This window comes from Pseudomonas sp. AU12215 (genome assembly GCF_001675465.2).
Taxonomy (GTDB): domain Bacteria; phylum Pseudomonadota; class Gammaproteobacteria; order Pseudomonadales; family Pseudomonadaceae; genus Pseudomonas; species Pseudomonas nitroreducens.
In genome coordinates, this window is sequence record NZ_MACM02000184.1 from 99,023 (window position 1) to 116,900 (window position 17,878).

Genomic DNA, 17,878 nt, shown 5'->3' on the forward strand with positions numbered 1-17,878 from the left:
GGAAAACCTTCGCCGGGAACTGTAGGAGCGAGCTCGCGAACTGCCTCTATTCTCTCTTCCCGGCATAGCAGACCGGGGAACTCCCCTCGCCCTGCTTCGCCAACTCGTCCTCAAGGAACTCCGCCAGCACCCGGGCGTTGTTGTGCTCCTCGTCCCTGGCTGCATAGAGCAGCGTCAGCGTTCCCTTGCGTGCGAGGTCCAGCAGCCCCATCCAGTGCTCCGGGTGTGCGTTCAGTTCACCGTGGTAGGCCTTGCGGAATTCCTCGAACAGGCTCGGGTCGTGGTGGAAGCGCTGGCGCAGTTCGTTGGACGGCGAGGCCTCCTTGGCCCAACACTCCATGTACAGGTCTTCCTTGCGAATTCCCCGTGGCCAGAGCCGGTCCACCAGCACCCTCAGGCCGTCCCCCTCGGTCGCCGGTTCGTAAGCACGCTTGCAGCGGATCATCCGAAATTCTCCTCGCCGTTGGGCATTGCCCTTGAGGTGACCGGCTTCGCTGGGTAACGTGGGCGCACTTTCGAGGGAGCCCGTTCCATGCGATCCAGTCGTTTCATTCTGTTCAGCCTGCTACCCCTGTTCGCCGCCTGCCAGGTGTGGACGCCGAACAAGACCGATCTTAACGCCTCCACCCGCCTGCAGGGCGAACTGAGCCGTGTGGACGGCCAGCTGGTGTTCCGCAGCTGCACCGAGCAACGCCGCTTCAGCATCGAGGACACCGGCAACACCGGCCTGCCCCGCGACGCACTGGAAATGTTCAACGATGGCGCCACCTCGCTGTACGCCGACCTGCGCGGCAGCTTCAGCGGCAGCAGCGCCCAGGGCACCGACGGCAAGCTGGAAGTGGCCAAGGTCTATCGCCTGCAGAATGAGGGCTCGGGCTGCGACGACCCGAACTTCAAGCGCGCGGTGGTCCGCGCCCACGGCAACGAGCCGGGCTGGAGCGTGCTGGTCAACAGCCAGGGCATGCTGATCGAGCAGCCGGGCAAGGAATCGCTGGCGCTGCCGTACATCGCCGAGGGCGTGCCTGACGGCAGCACCAGCTATTCCAGCGAGGCCAATGGAGAGAAGGTCGAGTTGTGGGTGGCTCCAGCCCGCTGCCAGGACAGCATGAGCGGCGCCCTGAGCAACCTCTCCGCCGAACTGCGCCTCGACAACAAGGTCATGCGCGGCTGCGCCTATCCGGGCGGCTCCAGCGGCGATTGATCGCCGCCGGCGGGGCTCAGACCAGCAGCCCCGCCGCGACCAACCTTGCCTTGAGTGCGGCGAATTCCTCGGCGTACTCCCAATAGGCCAGCCGGCCATCGCTGGCAGTGACCAGCACGTACTTCTCGCTGATCGACTGGATGCGCTCGACGCGCACCAGCTTCTCGACGAAGTCCGGGTCCGAAACCTGCTCGATCACCTCGCGGTTCTGCTAGTCATAGCCGTGCATGATGAACGCGGCACGTACCTTCAGGCTGATGAAGCTCATGCTGTTTGTCCTCGTCAAAGCGCAGCGTCGGCGGCATGCAGGGCGTGAAGCGCGGTGGTGTCGAACAGTGGCACCGAGGCGTCCGCCGGGCCGACCAGCAGGGAAATCTCCGTGCAGCCCAGGATCACCGCCTCGGCGCCCTGCGCCACCAGCGCGGCGATGATCCGCCGATACTTTTCCCTCGATTCGTCGCGAATCCGCCCCAGGCAGAGTTCCTCGTAGATGATCCGGTGCACCACCTGGCGATCGGCCTCGCTCGGCGTCAGCACCTTCAGCCCGAACCTGTCCACCAGGCGATCCTTGTAGAACGCCTGTTCCATGGTGAAACGCGTGCCCAGCAGGCCGACCGTGGTCACGCCCGCCGCGCGTATCGCCTTGGCGGTCGGGTCGGCGATGTGCAGCAGCGGGATATCCACCGCCGCCTCGATGGTCGGCGCCACCTTGTGCATGGTGTTGGTACAGAGCACGAGGAAATCCGCCCCCGCCGCCCTCAGCGAGCGAGCCGCGTCAGCCAGCACGCGGCCGGCAGCGTCCCAGTCGCCGACATGCTGCAGACGCTCGATCTCGTGGAAGTCCACGCTGTACAGCACGACCTTCGCCGAGTGCAGGCCGCCCAGGCGCTCCTTGATGCGTTCGTTGATCTGCCGGTAGTAGGGAATGGTCGATTCCCAGCTCATGCCGCCGATCAGGCCAATGGTCTTCATGCTTCGCTCCAGATGAATCAATCCAGTCCGATACAGGGCAGATCGCCGGGCAGCGCCGCGCCGTGCTCGGCGCACTGGCGCACGGCCTCTATCAGCGGATCGAGGTCGAAGCCCTGGGAAATCAGCCATAGCGGGTTGTAATAGGTCGTCGCGTAGCGCTCGCCGCTGTCACAGAGGATCGCCACCACCGAACCACTCTCGCGCCGAGCCACCATCTGACGCGCGACCAGCAGCGCGCCGATCAGGTTGGTGCCGCTGGAGGCGCCGACGTGCCGGCCCAGCCGCTGCGCCAGGTAGTGCATGGCGGCCAGCGACAGGTCATCCGGCACCTTGCAGCAGGCATCCAGCACGTTGGGCAGGAACGACGCTTCCACGCGCGGGCGGCCGATGCCTTCGATGCGCGAGCCGTAGCTCAGGGTGAGGCCGCGGTCGCCGGTGCGGTAGGAATCGAAGAACACCGAGCGTTCGGCGTCGGCGCAGAGCACACGGGTGTCATGCCGGCGGTAGCGGGCGAAGCGCCCCAGGGTCGCCAGGGTGCCACCGGTGCCGGGGCTGGAGACCAGCCAGGCCGGCTCGGGGAAGCGCTCGTGGCGCATCTGCTGGAAGATCGACTCGGCGATGTTGTTGTTCGCCCGCCAGTCGGTGGCGCGCTCGGCGTAGGTGAACTGGTCCATGAAGTGGCCGCCGGTTTCCTTCGCCAGTCGCTCGGATTCGGCGTAGATCTGCGTCGGGTCGTCCACCAAGTGCGCCTGGCCGCCATAGAAGGCGATCTGCGCGATCTTCTCCTTCGAGGTGCTGGCGGGAACCACGGCAATGAACGGCACGCCGAGCAGCCGGGCGAAATACGCTTCGGAGATCGCCGTCGAACCACTGGATGCCTCGATCACCGGAGCGCCCGGCCGCAGCCAGCCATTGCACAACGCGTAGAGGAACAGCGAGCGGGCCAGGCGGTGCTTGAGGCTGCCGGTGGGGTGGCTGGACTCGTCCTTGAAATACAGGTCCACGCCCGGCAGGCCGGGCATGTCCAGGGGAATCAGGTGGGTATCGGCGCTGCGTTGGAAATCCGCTTCGATGATGCGGATCGCCTCGCGGGTCCAGTTGCGTTCCTGGGCGGCCATCGTGTCGTTCTCCTGGCAGGGCAAGCGATTCAGTGAGTTCAGTCCAGCACACCGGCGGGCGACGTGGGCGGCGCGCTGCGCCACTGGCTGAGGGCGACACCGGCAAACACCAGGCCGGCGGCCAGCGCCTGCTGGCCGCTGAGCACCTCGCCCAGCAGCAGCGCGGCGAAGATCAGGGTGAACACCGGGATCAGGTTGATGAAGCCGGTCGCCTGGCTTGCCGGCAGGCGGCTGACACCGAAGTTGTACAGGCCATAGGCGCCGACGGTTACCACGCTGCCCAGGTAGACCAGCGCGAACCAGCCAGTCGGGCCGGGTGCCGCCGGCAGCCCGGAGGTTGCCAGCGCCAGCGGCAGGAAGAACACCGAGCCGATGAACGCCTGCATCGCGGTCAGGATGAAGGGCGAATAACGCGCCGACAGGTGCTTGAGCAGCAGGGTATAGCCGGTGGCGCAAAGCATTGCCAGCAACTCGTAGAGGTTGCCCAGCAGCGGGTTGGGCGCATGGCTGTCCGGCTCGCTGGCCAGCGTCAGCCAGAGCGAGCCGAGCACCGCCAGGGCAAAACCCAGCCAGGTGTTGCGGGCGATCTTTTCCTGCAGCAGGAAGAAGGCGCCGACCGCCACCAGCAGGGGCAGCAGCGCGGTGATCATCCCGGCCTGTGCGGCACTGGTCTGTTGCAGCGCCAGGGACTCGAAGATGAAGTACAGGCAGGGCTCGCAAGCGGCCAGGGCGAGCAGCCACCTCCAGTCACCGGGTCGGTAGTCGATTCGCCCGCGCCAGCGCCAGGCGGCGAGGAAGATCAGGCTGCCCAGCGCCATCCGGGCGAAGATCACCCACATGGCGGGCATTTCCAGGAAGGCGAATTTCAGCGCGATGAAGGAACTGCCCCAGAGCGCCATGGCCAGCACCAGGCACGCGAGGGCGAACGGCCGGGATTGCTGCACGGGACGCTCCAGTCAAAAGGTCCCCGGAGTATAGGAGGCGCCCGGTTGCAGCCGACAGGTACAGAACGGAGGGGAAACTGTATGGGCCGACGTGCTCGCTTCTACAAGAGCCGGAAACTCACTCCCAAGGCTTGCCCTTGGTCCCCCGCTCCACCGGCACGCGCCGCTGCATCGCTGCCTTCGCCAACAGGTGCGCGCTCACCGGTGCGGTGATGAAGAGGAACACAGTGATCAGAATCTCGTGCAGGCTCACGCCCTCGCCGCGCGTACTGAAGTACAGCAGCGAGGCCAGCACCACGCCGCCCACGCCCAGGGTCGAGGCCTTGGTCGGCGCGTGCAGGCGCGTGTAGAAGTCCGGCAGGCGGTACAGGCCGATGGCGCCGAGCAGGGCGAACAGGCTGCCGGCCAGCAGCAGGAAGCAGACCAGCGCCTCGATGATCACGTTCATTCGATGATGTCTCCGCGCAGGAGGAACTTGCACAGCGCCACGGTGCTGACGAAGCCCATCACCGCGATCAGCAGCGCCGCCTCGAAGTACAGGCCGCTGCCCTTCCAGATGCCGAATAGCACGATCAGCGCGATGGCCTCGATCGACAGCGTATCCAGCGCGAGGATGCGGTCCGCCACCGAAGGCCCGCGGATCAGGCGCGCCACGGTGAGCAGCACGGCGATGCCCAGCACTGCCAGGCAGATCGGGATCACGATGCCGAGCACGGGAACACCTCCTTCAGCGGCGCCTCGTAGCGCGCCTTGATGTCCGCCACCAGCGTCTGCGGATCGGGCACGTCGATGCCGTGGACCAGCAGCGTGCGGCGATCGGCGGACAGGTCGGCGGAACAGGTGCCGGGGGTCAGGGTGATGACGCTGGCGAGGATGCTGATGGCCAGATCATCGGTCAGCTCCAGCGGGATTTCCACGAAACCCGGCCGTAGATTCGCCTTCGGCCCCAGCACCAGTTTCGCCACCTGCAGGTTCGCCACCACGATGTCGTAGAGCACCAGGCCGATGAAGCGCAGCAGTAGCCCCGGCCGCTGGATGCGCGGTGCGGACAGCAGCAGGTTGCGGCACAGCAGTGGGATCGTCAGGCCGAGGAAGGCGCCGAGCAGCCAGTGGCCAAGGGAGAAATCATTGACCAGCAGTAGCCAGCTCAGCAGCAGTACGCCACTGAGCAGCGGGTGCGGAAGCAGCCGACGGCTCATGCGCCACCTCCCAGCAGGATCGCCTGGCGATAGAGCCCGGCGTCCAGTAACTGCGCCGCCGTGGCCTGTGCATAAGTGAGCAGGGGCCGTGCGGCCACCACCATCAGCGGCGCGCTGGCCAGCAGGCCGAAGGTCGCCAACAGCTTCACCGGCTCGCGCTCGGCGCTGCCCAGCACGGTATTCCCGGTGCGCCAGAACAGCGTGCTGCCGGCGCGGCTCAAGGCAACGATGGTCACCAGCCCACTGAGCAGGACCACGCTCCACAGCGCGACGGCCTCGCTGCCGCCGGTTACCGAGCGCAGCAGCATCAACTTGCCGAGGAAGCCCGACAGTGGCGGCAACCCGGCAACCGCGATGGCGCCGAAGAAGAACGCACCGCCCAGCAAATGCGGCTGCAGCAACGCCGGGCCTTGTACCAGCCGGCCGGCTTTGTCGCCACGCTGGCGGGCGATCAGGTCGGCCAGCAGGAACAGGCCACCGGCCACCCAGATGCTATGCAGCAAGTAATAAAGCGCGGCGGACAATGCTTCCGGCGTGCCCAGGGCAATGGCCGCCAGCAGCGTACCGGCCGATACCACGACCAGATACGACAGCATGGCTTGCAGCGTGGTCGCCGCGAGTGCCCCCAGCGCACCGGCGACGATGCCGGCCAGGGCCAGCGGCCACAGCCACGCCTGCGCGAGATTCGCCAACTCGCCGGCCTGCTCGCCGAAGATCAGCGTGTACACCCGCAGGATCGAGTAGATGCCCACCTTGGTCATGATCGAGAACAGCGCCGCCACCGGCGCGGTGGCTTCGGCGTAGGCCCTGGGCAGCCAGAAATACAGCGGCAGCAGCGCGGCCTTGAGCCCGAACACCACCAGCAGCAACAGCGCCGCCGCGCGCACCAGCGGCGCCTGCTCGGCGCTCAGCTGCGCCACGCGCTCGGCCATGTGCGCCATGTTCAGGGTGCCGGTGATGCCGTAGAGCGTGCCCACGGCGATGAGGAAGAACGCCGAGCCGACGAGGTTGAGCACCACATAGTGCACCCCCGCACGCACGCGCCCTGCCCCGCCACCATGCAGTAACAGCGCGTAGGAAGCGATCAGCAGGATCTCGAAGAACACGAAGAGGTTGAACAGGTCACCGGTGAGGAACGCACCGTTCAACCCCAGCAACTGGAACTGGAACAGCGGGTGGAAGCGCTTGCCGCGCTTGTCATCCCCGCGCAGCGCGTAGATCAGTGACAGGCTGGCGAGCAGCGCGGTGGCGGCAATCATCAGCGCACTGAGGCGGTCCAGCACCAGAATGATGCCGAACGGCGGCCGCCAGTTGCCCAGCGCGTAGAACTGCACCACGCCACTGTCGGCCTGCTGCAGCAGCACGGCGGCAAGCGGCAGCAGCGTCAGCGTGGCGAGCAGCGACAGGCCGCGTTGCAGGCGCTCGCCGACCAGCAGCAGCGCACAGCCGGCGAACAGCGGCAGCAGGACGGGCAGGATCAGCCAGTGGTTCATCGGCCTTCCTCCCCGTCGCCGCCATCCACATGGTCGCCGCCGGTATCCGCCAGCCCGCGCAAGGCCAGCACAATGACGAAAGCCGTCATGGCGAAGCCAATGACGATGGCGGTCAGCACCAGCGCCTGGGGAATCGGATCGCCGGCGTTGGCGACCTTGCCGATCACCGCCGGGTCACCGGCAAGGCGGCCCATGGCGAAGAGGAACAGGTTCACTGCGTAGGACAATAGCGTCAGCCCCAACACGACAGGGAAGGTGCGCGCGCGCAGCAGCAGATAGACGCCGCTGGCGGTCAGCAACCCGAGGGCGATGGCGAACAGCGCTTCCATCAGTACGCCTCCTTAGTCAGCGGCTCCGGCGGCGCGGTGACCGAACCCAGCCCGGAAAGAATCAGCAGCGTCGCGCCGACCACGGTGAAGTACACGCCCAGGTCGAAGAGCATGGCGGTGGCCAGCTCAATCTCACCCACCAGCGGAATGTGGAAGTGGCCGAACGCCGAGGTGAGGAACGGGAAGCCGAAGAACCATGCGCCCAGCCCGGTCAGCCCGGCGATCAGCACGCCGAGGCCGGCAAGGCGTCCGTAGTCCAGCGGCAGGCGCGTGCTCACCCAGCGGCTGCCACAGGCGATGTACTGGAGAATGAGCGCGACCGAAGTGATCAACCCGGCAATGAAGCCGCCGCCCGGCAGGTTGTGCCCGCGCAGGAAGATGAACACCGAAACCAGCAGCGCCAGCGGCAGAAGCAGGCGCGAGAGCGTGGCGAGGATCGGTGGGAAGCGGTCCTTGGCCCAGGCGTGGCCCTCGTCATCCTGCTCGCGGCGCAGCAGGCGCAGGCCGTCGAGCAGCGCGAAGATGCCAACCGCGGCGATCGCCAGCACGGTGATCTCGCCGAGGGTATCGAAGCCCCGGAAGTCCACGAGGATCACGTTCACCACGTTGTGTCCGCCGCCGCCGGAAACGCTGTTCTCCAGGTAGTAGCCGGCGATGCTGTCGTAGGGACGCGTGAGCACGGCATAGGCCAGCAGTGTGACCATCAGGCCAGCGCCGACGGCGATGATGAAATCACGCAGGCGGCGCAGGCTGCTGGAACTCTTCGGCGTGCGTGCCGGCAGGTAGTACAGCGCCAGCATCAGCAGGACCATGGTCACCACTTCCACCGACAGTTGGGTCAGTGCCAGGTCCGGCGCGGCGAAACGGGCGAAGGCCAGCGCCACCAGCAGGCCGGCGATACTGAGAATGACCAGCGCGGTCAGGCGCTGGCGGTGGAACCAGACGGTGAGCGGCCCGGCGATGGCCAGCAGGACCAGGCCCAGGGCGGTGATGCCATCCAGCGGCGTCTGCGCACGGTTGCCTTCGATACCCGGCAGCGGCGCGAGGCCGGCAAAAACCACGACCACGGCGGCCAGCACCAGCAGCATCGAATAGCGCTGCAGCGAGCCGTTCTCCAGGTAGCCGGTGACCCGCGCGGCAAAGCGCACCACCCGCTGCACCTGTTGCTCGAACACCTGCTTGGCGTCCATCGCCGGCAGCCCGGCGTACCAGTCGAACAGCGGCTTGCGCAGCACATAGAGCAGCACGCCGCCGGCGGTGGCGACGAAGCTCATGGCCAGCGGCACATTGAAGCCGTGCCAGATCGCCAGGCTGTATTCGGGTAGCGCGCCGTTCAGGCTCGACGCGGCGGCGCCGGCCAGCAGCGGGCCGACGATGATGCCCGGCATGATCCCCACCAGCAGGCAGATCAGCACGAGGATTTCCACCGGCACCTTCATGTAGCGCGGCGGCTCATGGGGGTGCGGGTTGGGCAGGTTGATCGGCTCGCCGTTGAAGAACACGTCGTGGATGAAACGCACCGAGTAGCTCACCGAGAACAGCGCGCCCAAGGTCGCCAGCGCCGGGATCAGCCAGTTGAAGCTGCCCATCATGTTCTGCGCCAGGGTCTCGCCGAAGAACATTTCCTTGCTGAGGAAGCCGTTGAGCAGCGGCACACCCGCCATCGAAGCCGACGCCACCATCGCCAGCACGGCGGTGTGCGGCATGTACTTCCACATGCCGTTGATGCGACGCATGTCGCGGCTGCCGGTCTCGTGGTCGATGATCCCGGCGGCCATGAAGAGCGAGGCCTTGAAGGTCGCGTGGTTGATGATGTGGAAGATCGCCGCGACGTTGGCCATGGGCGAATCCAGGCCGAACAACAGGGTGATCAGGCCCAGGTGACTGATGGTCGAGTAGGCCAGCAGGCCCTTGAGGTCGTTCTGGAACAGCGCGACGAACGCCCCCATCAGCAACGTCGCCAGGCCGGTGAGGCTGACCAGGTAGAACCACAGGTCATTGCCCGACAGCAGCGGGTACAGGCGCGCCAACAGGAACACGCCGGCTTTCACCATGGTCGCCGAGTGCAGGTAGGCGGAGACCGGCGTCGGCGCGGCCATCGCGTGGGGCAGCCAGAAATGGAATGGGAACTGCGCCGACTTGGTGAACACCCCCAGCAGCACCAGGCACAGCGCCAGCGGGAACAGCGGGCTGGCCTGCAGCACCTCGCGCGCGCCGAGCACGCTGCTCAACTCGAAGCTGCCGACCACGTGGCCGATCAGCAGGATGCCGGCCAACAGCGCGAGGCCACCGCCACCGGTCACCGCCAGCGCCATCCGCGCGCCCTTGCGCGCATCCGAGCGATGCCCCCAGAAGCCGATCAGCAGGAACGACGACAGGCTGGTCAGTTCCCAGAACACCAGCATCAACAGCAGGTTTTCGCTGAGCACCACGCCAAGCATGGCGCCCATGAACAGCAGCAGGAAGGCGAAGAAACGCCCGGCAGGCTCCTTCTCCGACAGGTAATAGCGGGCGTAGAGGACCACCAGCAGGCCAATACCGAGGATCAACAGGGCGAACAGGAAGCCCAGGCCATCCAGACGCAGGCTGAGGTTCAAGCCCAGCTCCGGCAACCACTCCGAGCGATAGACCCGAGGATCAGCGCCCAGCACCCCGCGCTGGCTCAACAGCAGGGCCAACCCGGCGAGCGGCACCAGGCCGGTCGCGGCAGCACAGGCCGTTCGACCGAAACGCTCGGCCATCAGCGGCAGCAATACCCCGAAGAAAGGCAGCGCGATGATCAGCGCCAGAATCATGTCCTGCTCCTTCTCGCCAGCGGACGGCGTCCATACAAACGACCCCGCACCGCAGGGGCCGGCGTACGAAGGCCACGATTATCCATATCTATCGATTACGCGTCATGGATTGAATTATTACGAAAATTCAGCCCTGGTCGCGCCGGCAGCGCCCCAGGTCGACATTCCAATCCCCAAAACGATAGCGCGCGACAGTCGGAGCGACTGCCGCGCGCTGAGTTTCGATGGCCGCTACAGGTGGGCGGCCGGTAACCGGTCAGTGAGAGACGCGGCTGGTACCGTTGACGGTCAGGATGCGCACACGCTCGCCCACGCGGAACACGGCGCCTTCGTCGACCTGCTGGACATAGGCGCGGGTGCTGCCGTCGTCTTCGCGAACGGTGATTTCCACGCCCTGGGTACGGGTCAGGCCTTCCTCGGTAGCCGCACCGAGCAGGCCGCCGGCCACGGCGCCAATGATGGCAGTGACATAGCTGCCCTTACCGCCACCGATGGCGCTGCCACCGATGCCGCCGACTGCAGCGCCGGCAACCGAGCCGATCGGTGTCTTGGTGCCTTCGATCTTCACGGGGCGCAGGGCCTGGATGGTACCCATTCGAACATTCTGCACGGTACGTGCTTCTTCACGGGTATAGGTGTCGCCGGTCAAGCTGGACTGGCAACCACCGAGGGTCATGGCCAGAGCAGCGAAAGTCACGGCGATCAGGGCAGTTTTACGCATTGGGGAACCTCCGAGTAGGGCTACGACTATTAGACTCCGACGACAGCCCGCCTGTCACGCCAGGTCGTGAAACAGCTGATCTCGATTCAGCTTTCGTACAGTTTGTGCCATATCCGCCGAAATCGCCTGCCGTGGCTCAGTTTTTCCTGCAGGAGTATCGGTTAGGCTGGTGCCCGCAGAAGAAGCACCCGACCTGGATTCGCGCATGGACTACTTCATCATCGTCGCCACCACCGCCGCCGGCCTGTATTTCCACTGGTGGATCTACTGGCGCATCCGTCGCTGGATGGACCGCGACCTGGCACTGTCGCTGGCGGGCGATGATCCGCACAAACGCCACTACCTGCTCGAATGCCTGGCGGATGCCAAGCGCCAGAAAGTGAAACGTCGCGACCTCCCTGACTGGCTGCAGCGCGCCGCCGACGACTACCGCGCAGCCTGAGCCAGCGACCAGAAGCGTGCCAGCGCCTCGGCGCGGTTTTCCAGCTCCTGCGCCGCCCGTGCGCAGGCATCGGCCAGGGTGATGGGCCCCGGCGCCAGGCTGAACGCTGCCTCGATACCCGCCTCGCGCAATTCAGCCAACCCTTCGCCAACGCTACCCGCCAGTGCAATCACCGGCACGCCCGTGCGACGGGCGACATGCGCCACGCCCACCGGCGTCTTTCCATGCAGGCTCTGGCCATCCAGCCGCCCTTCCCCGGTAATGACCAACGACGCGCCGGCAAGCGCCGTGTCCAGTTCCGACAGCTCGGCGATCAGCTCGATGCCCGGGCGGAACCGCGCCTTGAGGAACGCCCGGCAGGCGAAGCCCAGACCGCCCGCGGCACCGACGCCGGGGAACAGGCTGTGATCCTGCCCGAGAGCCTGCGCCGCCACTTCGGCGAAGCGTTTCAGCGCGGCGTCCAGCTGCTGCACCTGCGCCGGGTTCGCGCCCTTCTGCGGTCCGAAGATGGCTGAGGCGCCATGCGGGCCGCAAAGGGGATTGTTCACATCAGCAGCGACTTCGACCTCGACCGCGCCCAGCCGCGGGTCGAGGTTCGACAGGTCGATACGCTGAAGTTGCGAGAGCTGCGCGCCGCCGGCGCCCAACTCCTTGCCCTGGTCATCGAGGAAACTCGCACCCAGCGCCTGCAGCAGACCCAGGCCGCCGTCATTGGTGGCACTGCCGCCCAGGCCGATGATGATTTTCTTCGCGCCGGCATTCAGCGCCGCGCGAATCAATTCGCCCGTGCCGCGGCTGGTGGTGCGGGTGGCATCGCGCAGGCTTTCGGGCACCCAGTGCAGGCCGCTGGCGGCAGCCATCTCGATCACCGCCGTGGCGTCTGCCAGGCAGCCCCAGTGGGCTTTCACCGGCTGCTCCAGCGGGCCGCAGACCTCCAGCTCGCGACGTTCGCCCGGCCGCGCGGCCAGCACCGCATCCACCGTGCCTTCGCCGCCGTCGGCCATGGGCCGCAGCAGGGTTTCGTCGTCAGGCCGGGCGCGCAGCCAGCCACGGGAGATGGCTTCGGCGACCTCAGGGGCGGAAAGGCTTTCCTTGAAGGAGTCGGGAGCGATGACGACTTTCATGGGACAGGTCCGTTGTGCGAGAGGATGGAGGGCATCCTACACCGCAGCACGGTTTTCCCGACGTGCGCAGGAGCGGACTTCGTCCGCGATTGTTCCGATTCAGGCCTGAAAGTCGATATGACCTGTAGGAGCGACATTGCTCGCGAACAACCCCAACGGTGAGGCAATTCGCGAGCCAGCTCGCTCCTACGAAGGGCAGAAGCTCAGGGAGCGAGACGTTCGCGCACCCAGGCGCCGTTCTCGACGCGGAAGTTGAGGCGATCGTGCAGGCGGCTCGGACGGCCCTGCCAGAACTCGATGCGGCTCGGCAGCAGGCGGAAGCCACCCCAGAAGTCCGGGCAGCTCGGTGCGCTGTCGGCGAAGCGCTGCTCCGTCTCGGCCAGCAATTGCTCCAGTTCGCCGCGGCCATCGATCACCCGGCTCTGCGGCGAGGCCCAGGCGCCCAGGCGGCTGCCCAGCGGGCGCACGCGGTAATAGGCGGCGGACTCTTCGGCGGAGACTTTCTCCACCCGTCCTTCAATGCGCACCTGGCGTTCCAGCGCCGGCCAGAAGAAGGTCATGGCCGCGCGCGGATTCTCCAGGAGCTGCTGCCCCTTGGCGCTTTCATAGTTGCTGAAGAAGGTGAAACCACGCTCGTCCAGACCCTTGAGCAGGAGCACGCGGCAATGCGGCTGGCCGTCGGCGTCCGCAGTGGCGAGCATCATCGCGTTGGGTTCGACCGGCAGTTGCTCGGTCTTCACCGCGTCTTCGAACCACTGGTTGAACAGGCTGAACGGTTCGGCGGGCGCCTGGGCCTCGGTCAGTCCATCACGGGTGTATTCGCGGCGCATATCGGCCAGGGTCTGAGCCATCGGAAATCTCCTGCAGAAGAAGTCCTTAAGCTTATCCAGAGTTGCGCCTTCGCGCTTGATCCACGACAAGCGTCATTCCAGACGGAATGACGCTTTGCGTGCGGCGGTTCAGTTGGCCTGGGCGAGCGCCAGCAGGCTGGTGCGCTGGGTCACCAGTACTTCGACGCGGCGGTTCAGCGCGCGGCCTTCGGCGCTGGCGTTGTCGGCGCGCGGCAGGCTGGAGCCGACGCCCTTCAGGCGCAGGCGATCGGCGCCCAGGCCACTGAGGCGGAAGATCGAGGAGACTGCCTGGGCACGTTGCAGGCTGACCTTGTCGTTGGTCGCCTTGTCGCCCGAGCTGTCGCTGTGGCCGAGCACCAGTACGCCGCTCTCCGGATCGTTCTGCAGCATCTTCGCCACGTTGCCCAGCGGCGCCAGGGTGATCGGCAGCAGCAGTTCAGGGCGCTTGGGATTGAAGGAGCCTTCCACCGGCGCGATCAGTACCAGGGCGTTTTCGCGGCGCTCGACGGTGAACTTGCTGCCCGCTACCGCTTCACGCAGGGACTTCTCGTGCTGGTCCAGCCACTCCTTGCTGACCTTGGTGTCCTGCGGCTTGGCGGCCTTCTCGGCGCCAGGCTTGCTGTCGCTCACACCGAATGGCCACCACCAGTGGCCACCGGGCTGCTGGCTGCCGGTATCGGCGACCTTGGCTGCCTCGACCGGTTTCTTCTGCGGTGCGGGCGCGGCCGCGCTCGCTTCCTCGTCGCCACCGAAGGGCCACCACCAGTGAGCGGTGCCCGGTTTGGCAGCGGCCACGGCGCTATCCGGCGCCTTGGCCTGGTCCTGGGACTGGAACTGGCTGCAGGCGGAAAGCCCGACACACAGCGCAAGGGTGGAGACTTTCAGCGAATTCGAGAACAGCAGGTTCATGGGAGCGATTCCACAAGTCGGAACATGAAGGGAGGCCAGGCGCCACCGGTAGGCGGTGGCACCCTGACTTCAGCAATCGGCTTAAGAGTTGTACATAACTTACTCAGTTGGAACGAGATTTTAATCTCGAACTGACGAGCGGCGCATGTTTGCACGCAGGGAACGCCGTCACGCACGCAAGCGCGACGGCAAAAGCGGACGACCTTAAGAAGGTGCGGCGGGAGGAAGGTTCCTCCCGCTCGTCGCTACAGGCAGTCGCCGGCGAGGTGCGCCAGGCGCTGGGCGCGTGGGTCCATCAGCACGTAGGGGCCAAGGGTGTTGACGACGAACCCGAAGGCCAGCTCACGCTCCGGGTCGGCGAAGCCGATGGAGCCACCGGCCCCCGGATGGCCGACGGCCTGCGGGCCAAGGCCGTAGGTGGCGTTGGCGACATTCGGCTGGTCAAGCATGCAACCAAGACCGAAGCGCGTACAGGTCAACAAAGTTCGATCCTCGCCGACGGCATGTTCGCGGGTGAGCTCGGCCAGCAGCGCTTCGTCCAGCAACTTGCCCTGCAGGAGGCCATCGTAGAAGCCCGCCAGCGAGCGCGCATTGCCATGGCCATTGGCCGCCGGCTGCGACATGCGCCGCCATTCCGGCTTGTTGGTGCTGGTGAGCACCGACGGCGGATTGGTGAAGGCGCGGGTGGAAAGTGCGGCGGCGTCGGTCATCATGGTCCGTAGCAACCGTTGCGCCGCGGCGTCGCCCAGGTTGCCCTTGCCGCGGGCGATGTGCGCTACACGGTGGAATTCGGCGTCACCCAGGCCGATGTGGAAATCCAGCCCCAATGGCTTGGCCGTGCGCTCGACGATGGCGGCGCCCGGCTCGCGACCGTCGACACGGCGGATCACTTCGCCGATCAGCCAGCCGTAGGTGATGGGGGCATAGCCATGCTCGGCGCCGGGTGTCCACCAGGGCGTTTCGCCGGCGAGCGCGGCCGTCATGCTGTCCCAGTCGTACAGCGCCTCGGGCGCCAGCGGCTCGCGAATCGCCGGCAGGCCCGCGCGATGGCACAGGAGCTGGCGCACGGTAATGCCCTGCTTGCCGGCCTGGGCGAACTCCGGCCAGTAACGCGCCACTGGGGCATCCAGCTCCAGCCGGCCCTCACCCACCAGTTGCAGCGCGGCGACCGCGGCGAAGGTCTTGGTGCAGGAGAACAGGTTGAGCAGCGTATCGGCCTGCCAGTCCTGGCCCGGTTCCTTGCCCGCGCTGCCGGCCCAGAGATCGACCACGGTTTCGCCGCCGACCTGGATGCACAGCGCCGCACCGCGCTCCTGCGGGTCCTCGAACAGCGCGCTGAAAGCATCGGCAACGGGAGTGAAGCGCGGATCGCAGTGGCCGTTCAGGGTCATCTCAAACTCCGGAAATGAGCAGGGGCGGAGGCGCCATTCTTTCAGCGCGCTCCGCCCCTGGGAACCCTGCCGAAGGCAGGGTGCGGCTTCACGAATGACGAATCATTGCTCCGACGCCTGCTCCTCGTCATCGCTGTCGGCAGCCGGCACCGGCTTCGGTGCGGGATCCGGCGCCACCTTGGCGGCGGCGCGGGCCTGCTCGTCGATACCCTTGAGTGTCTGCTGGTTGGCCTTGCGCACGGCGTCGACGAAGCCGGTGAACGGCAGGTCGGTGATGCCGACCAGACCGATGTGGCCGTTCTCGCCATCGAGTAGGCGCCCGGTCACCGGCTGGTCGAGGTACTGGAACCAGTGCGCACCGACGATGTTCGGTTCCTTCGCCGCCTCGGCGAGGAAGCGCTGGTACGCCTCGCCACGCTGCTGCTCGTTGTATACCTCGGCGACACCGCCCCAGAACGGCCCGCGGTCACGGGAGCCGAAGTGGAACTCGGTGATCAGCACCGGCTTGTCCAGGCTGCGCACGTAGTTGGCGTCGAAGCCCTGCCGCGGTAGCGGTACGTAGAGGTTGAAGCTGAGGATGTCGCAGTACTGCGCGCAGGAGGCCAGCGCCTCCGGCGTGCTGACGGCGAAGCGCGGGCCGAGCAGCAGATGGTTCGGCGCATGCCATTGCAGCGAGTCCTTCAGGGTCTTGAAGTACTGGTCGGCATACAGGCGCAGGAAGGCGCTGTAGTCCTGGGCAATGGCCGGGTGCGCCTCGCTCGGAACCGGCGCCTGGTAGCCCGGCGCATCGAGGTCTTCCCAGGAACCCAGCTGCACACCCCAGGCCTCGGCAAGCTGTTCGTGATCCTCGTACTTGTCCTTGAGTTGCTTGATGAAGGCACGCTTGGCCGGGCTGTCGGTGGATAGCTTGAGCGTGCCGAAGGCCAGGGCGAAGTGCGCCTGGTCGTCGTCGCCTCGGCCGGCCCAGGCCAGTTCATTATCGGCGTAGTAGCCCAGCAGCCACGCATCCTCGCGATGGTCGCGGGCGGCAATGGCGATGGCGCGCTCGGCGGCCATGGCAAAGCGCGGGTCGAAGGGGTCGGGCATGGCGCCCCACCAGTCGTAGCCGGTGCTCACCGTGGCGTAATCGCCGCTGATGGACAGCGGCACGCTGTAGGGCATGCGTGGATCGTCGGCGAAGGCCGGATCGCTCCAGTCGCCCAGGGTATTGAAGCCCCAGGAACCCAGGCGCTGTACGGTGCGCTCGCGCCAGGCGGCTGCCGCGGCGTCGCCGGTCAGCCCACCATCGGCGCGGAAGCGGTTGGCGGCATAGAAATCGAACCAGCGCCCGTTGCCGAACGCACGGCCCTGCTGGGCGCCAACGCCGCTGCGGTCGTCGCGCTGGCCGTAGAAGGCGGCCAGCGGCTCGTCCTCCTTGGGCAGGCTGGCGAACATGTATTCGCGGCCTTCGACGTAGGTCTGGCTGCTGTCGGCATTCACCGCGTTGACGCCCACGGACCAGAACGAGTGCCCTTCGGGCGTCACCAGCCACCAGCGGCCATTGCGCTTTTCGGTGCGGAAGAAGCCGGTACCTTCGAAGGCCGGGCCATCCAGCAGTCCGCCAAAGGCATCGCGACCAGGCGCGGGCTTCCATTTGCTCAGCTGTTCGCCTTCGCCTTTCCAGGCGTTGGCCAGTTGCTCGGCACTCTTGACCTTTTCCGGCCACTCGCTGCGGGTGGACTGGCCGAAGCCATCGACGATGCCGGTGTACGCCTTGTGGTATTCGTCGTTGCCGGCGCGGGTGCCGAAGCGGCCGACGAGAATGTCCTGGGCCACCTTGGGCGAAGTCAGAAACAGCTTCACCGCACCGACCTGGCTGCGGTTCAGCTCGCCGGTGACCTTGCTCGCCAGCAGCAGGCGCTGGCCGTCCTGAGTGACAGGCATGGGCACGCCGGCGCGCATGCCGAAATCTTCCGGGGCGATGGCGTGCAGCGGGATCACCAGGGTCTGCGCCGGGCCCGGCGGCAGGGCGATGCTCGCGCGCAGGCCGGGGGCGCCGGCAACGCCTTCGATTTCCACCTCCAGGGTGATGGCCCAGTCCATGGCGTTCTGGATGCGCAGGCTCATGCTGTCCGACTGCGACCAGTCCCAGCTGCCGCTGGACGGTGCCAGGCGCAGGGTCGGCTGCGGCGCAGGGTTGAAGTTCACCCGGCGCAGGATCTCGCCCTCGGGCGTGGCCTCGGCAGTGGAACTGGGCAGGTCGGCGTTCTGTGTGGTGATCGAGACCACAGCCATCGGCTTGACGAAGTTGAACAGGGCGGTTGCAGAAGCTGAGTGCAACACGGTTACTGGATTGAAGCAGGTGCATCATGCTGCAACGCCACTACCTCTGTCATGACCTCAATCGGGC

Annotated in this window: 18 protein-coding genes and 1 pseudogene; 2 read left to right on the forward strand and 17 right to left on the reverse strand. The window is 66.5% G+C overall.

Translation table 11 applies throughout. The annotated features are described in order from the left end of the window. Positions 1-46: 46 nt before the first annotated feature. Positions 47-445 carry a DUF488 domain-containing protein gene (locus tag A9513_RS32245; protein ID WP_024765206.1) on the reverse strand — a complete coding sequence of 133 codons (399 nt, stop codon included), beginning with the start codon at positions 443-445 and terminating at the stop codon, positions 47-49. 87 nt (positions 446-532) lie between these two features. On the opposite strand from A9513_RS32245, the gene A9513_RS32250 reads away from it, so the two are divergent. After that, the gene (locus A9513_RS32250; protein WP_024765207.1) at positions 533-1,201 is read left to right on the forward strand and encodes a COG3650 family protein; all 669 of its coding nucleotides are present in this window, start codon (positions 533-535) and stop codon (positions 1,199-1,201) included. 16 nt (positions 1,202-1,217) lie between these two features. Here A9513_RS32250 and A9513_RS32255 read toward each other — a convergent pair. From A9513_RS32255 to A9513_RS32305, 11 genes and pseudogenes are all read right to left on the reverse strand, one after another. After that, positions 1,218-1,469, reverse strand: a pseudogene (locus A9513_RS32255) (hypothetical protein). 14 nt (positions 1,470-1,483) lie between these two features. After that, positions 1,484-2,173 (reverse strand): aspartate/glutamate racemase family protein, encoded by a 690-nt coding sequence (locus A9513_RS32260; RefSeq protein ID WP_065327964.1) that lies wholly within the window; start codon positions 2,171-2,173, stop codon positions 1,484-1,486. Between the two features lie 17 nt (positions 2,174-2,190). Continuing rightward, on the reverse strand, positions 2,191-3,291 hold the full coding sequence (locus tag A9513_RS32265) for a PLP-dependent cysteine synthase family protein (RefSeq protein ID WP_065327965.1): 1,101 nt from the start codon (positions 3,289-3,291) through the stop codon (positions 2,191-2,193). 38 nt (positions 3,292-3,329) lie between these two features. Next, positions 3,330-4,235 (reverse strand): DMT family transporter, encoded by a 906-nt coding sequence (locus tag A9513_RS32270; protein ID WP_024765210.1) that lies wholly within the window; start codon positions 4,233-4,235, stop codon positions 3,330-3,332. A 118-nt stretch (positions 4,236-4,353) separates the two neighbouring features. Further along, positions 4,354-4,683: a Na+/H+ antiporter subunit G gene (locus A9513_RS32275; protein WP_037011920.1), complete on the reverse strand. Its 330-nt coding sequence runs from the start codon at positions 4,681-4,683 to the stop codon at positions 4,354-4,356. Continuing rightward, complete coding sequence (locus tag A9513_RS32280) at positions 4,680-4,949, reverse strand: K+/H+ antiporter subunit F (protein ID WP_037011922.1); 270 nt, start codon at positions 4,947-4,949, stop codon at positions 4,680-4,682. Before A9513_RS32280 ends, A9513_RS32275 begins: the two co-directional genes overlap by 4 nt. Next, the gene (locus tag A9513_RS32285; protein WP_037011924.1) at positions 4,934-5,434 is read right to left on the reverse strand and encodes a Na+/H+ antiporter subunit E; all 501 of its coding nucleotides are present in this window, start codon (positions 5,432-5,434) and stop codon (positions 4,934-4,936) included. Before A9513_RS32285 ends, A9513_RS32280 begins: the two co-directional genes overlap by 16 nt. Then, positions 5,431-6,927 carry a monovalent cation/H+ antiporter subunit D gene (locus tag A9513_RS32290; RefSeq protein WP_065327966.1) on the reverse strand — a complete coding sequence of 499 codons (1,497 nt, stop codon included), beginning with the start codon at positions 6,925-6,927 and terminating at the stop codon, positions 5,431-5,433. The genes A9513_RS32285 and A9513_RS32290 overlap by 4 nt, the downstream gene beginning before the upstream one ends. Beyond that, positions 6,924-7,256, reverse strand: coding sequence for a Na+/H+ antiporter subunit C (locus A9513_RS32295; RefSeq protein WP_024765215.1), 333 nt, complete (start codon positions 7,254-7,256; stop codon positions 6,924-6,926). Before A9513_RS32295 ends, A9513_RS32290 begins: the two co-directional genes overlap by 4 nt. After that, complete coding sequence (locus A9513_RS32300) at positions 7,256-10,051, reverse strand: monovalent cation/H+ antiporter subunit A (RefSeq protein ID WP_024765216.1); 2,796 nt, start codon at positions 10,049-10,051, stop codon at positions 7,256-7,258. The genes A9513_RS32295 and A9513_RS32300 overlap by 1 nt, the downstream gene beginning before the upstream one ends. A 256-nt stretch (positions 10,052-10,307) precedes the next feature. Next, positions 10,308-10,772, reverse strand: coding sequence for a glycine zipper 2TM domain-containing protein (locus tag A9513_RS32305; RefSeq protein ID WP_024765217.1), 465 nt, complete (start codon positions 10,770-10,772; stop codon positions 10,308-10,310). 205 nt (positions 10,773-10,977) lie between these two features. On the opposite strand from A9513_RS32305, the gene A9513_RS32310 reads away from it, so the two are divergent. Then, positions 10,978-11,214, forward strand: coding sequence for a hypothetical protein (locus A9513_RS32310; RefSeq protein WP_037011935.1), 237 nt, complete (start codon positions 10,978-10,980; stop codon positions 11,212-11,214). Here the strand turns inward: A9513_RS32310 and A9513_RS32315 are convergent. From A9513_RS32315 to A9513_RS32335, 5 genes are all read right to left on the reverse strand, one after another. Then, a complete protein-coding gene (locus A9513_RS32315; RefSeq protein ID WP_024765219.1) occupies positions 11,199-12,338 on the reverse strand; it encodes a glycerate kinase in 1,140 nt (379 codons plus the stop codon). The genes A9513_RS32310 and A9513_RS32315 overlap by 16 nt on opposite strands. Positions 12,339-12,541: 203 nt before the next feature. Beyond that, complete coding sequence (gene pdxH, locus A9513_RS32320; RefSeq protein ID WP_024765220.1) at positions 12,542-13,189, reverse strand: pyridoxamine 5'-phosphate oxidase; 648 nt, start codon at positions 13,187-13,189, stop codon at positions 12,542-12,544. Between the two features lie 108 nt (positions 13,190-13,297). Beyond that, positions 13,298-14,098 carry an OmpA family protein gene (locus A9513_RS32325; RefSeq protein ID WP_065327967.1) on the reverse strand — a complete coding sequence of 267 codons (801 nt, stop codon included), beginning with the start codon at positions 14,096-14,098 and terminating at the stop codon, positions 13,298-13,300. Positions 14,099-14,343: 245 nt separating this feature from the next. Then, positions 14,344-15,489, reverse strand: a complete 1,146-nt coding sequence (locus A9513_RS32330; RefSeq protein ID WP_065327968.1) for a serine hydrolase domain-containing protein — start codon at positions 15,487-15,489, stop codon at positions 14,344-14,346. 102 nt (positions 15,490-15,591) lie between these two features. After that, a complete protein-coding gene (locus A9513_RS32335; protein ID WP_065327969.1) occupies positions 15,592-17,811 on the reverse strand; it encodes a beta-galactosidase in 2,220 nt (739 codons plus the stop codon). Positions 17,812-17,878: the final 67 nt, after the last annotated feature.

Coding starts and splice junctions, on each gene's coding strand:
- A9513_RS32245 (WP_024765206.1), bottom strand. CDS start 445: ATGATCCGCTGCAAGCGTGCTTACGAACCGGCGACCGAGGGGGACGGC.
- A9513_RS32250 (WP_024765207.1), top strand. CDS start 533: ATGCGATCCAGTCGTTTCATTCTGTTCAGCCTGCTACCCCTGTTCGCC.
- A9513_RS32260 (WP_065327964.1), bottom strand. CDS start 2,173: ATGAAGACCATTGGCCTGATCGGCGGCATGAGCTGGGAATCGACCATT.
- A9513_RS32265 (WP_065327965.1), bottom strand. CDS start 3,291: ATGGCCGCCCAGGAACGCAACTGGACCCGCGAGGCGATCCGCATCATC.
- A9513_RS32275 (WP_037011920.1), bottom strand. CDS start 4,683: ATGAACGTGATCATCGAGGCGCTGGTCTGCTTCCTGCTGCTGGCCGGC.
- A9513_RS32285 (WP_037011924.1), bottom strand. CDS start 5,434: ATGAGCCGTCGGCTGCTTCCGCACCCGCTGCTCAGTGGCGTACTGCTG.
- A9513_RS32290 (WP_065327966.1), bottom strand. CDS start 6,927: ATGAACCACTGGCTGATCCTGCCCGTCCTGCTGCCGCTGTTCGCCGGC.
- A9513_RS32295 (WP_024765215.1), bottom strand. CDS start 7,256: ATGGAAGCGCTGTTCGCCATCGCCCTCGGGTTGCTGACCGCCAGCGGC.
- A9513_RS32300 (WP_024765216.1), bottom strand. CDS start 10,051: ATGATTCTGGCGCTGATCATCGCGCTGCCTTTCTTCGGGGTATTGCTG.
- A9513_RS32305 (WP_024765217.1), bottom strand. CDS start 10,772: ATGCGTAAAACTGCCCTGATCGCCGTGACTTTCGCTGCTCTGGCCATG.
- A9513_RS32310 (WP_037011935.1), top strand. CDS start 10,978: ATGGACTACTTCATCATCGTCGCCACCACCGCCGCCGGCCTGTATTTC.
- A9513_RS32315 (WP_024765219.1), bottom strand. CDS start 12,338: ATGAAAGTCGTCATCGCTCCCGACTCCTTCAAGGAAAGCCTTTCCGCC.
- pdxH (WP_024765220.1), bottom strand. CDS start 13,189: ATGGCTCAGACCCTGGCCGATATGCGCCGCGAATACACCCGTGATGGA.
- A9513_RS32325 (WP_065327967.1), bottom strand. CDS start 14,098: ATGAACCTGCTGTTCTCGAATTCGCTGAAAGTCTCCACCCTTGCGCTG.
- A9513_RS32330 (WP_065327968.1), bottom strand. CDS start 15,489: ATGACCCTGAACGGCCACTGCGATCCGCGCTTCACTCCCGTTGCCGAT.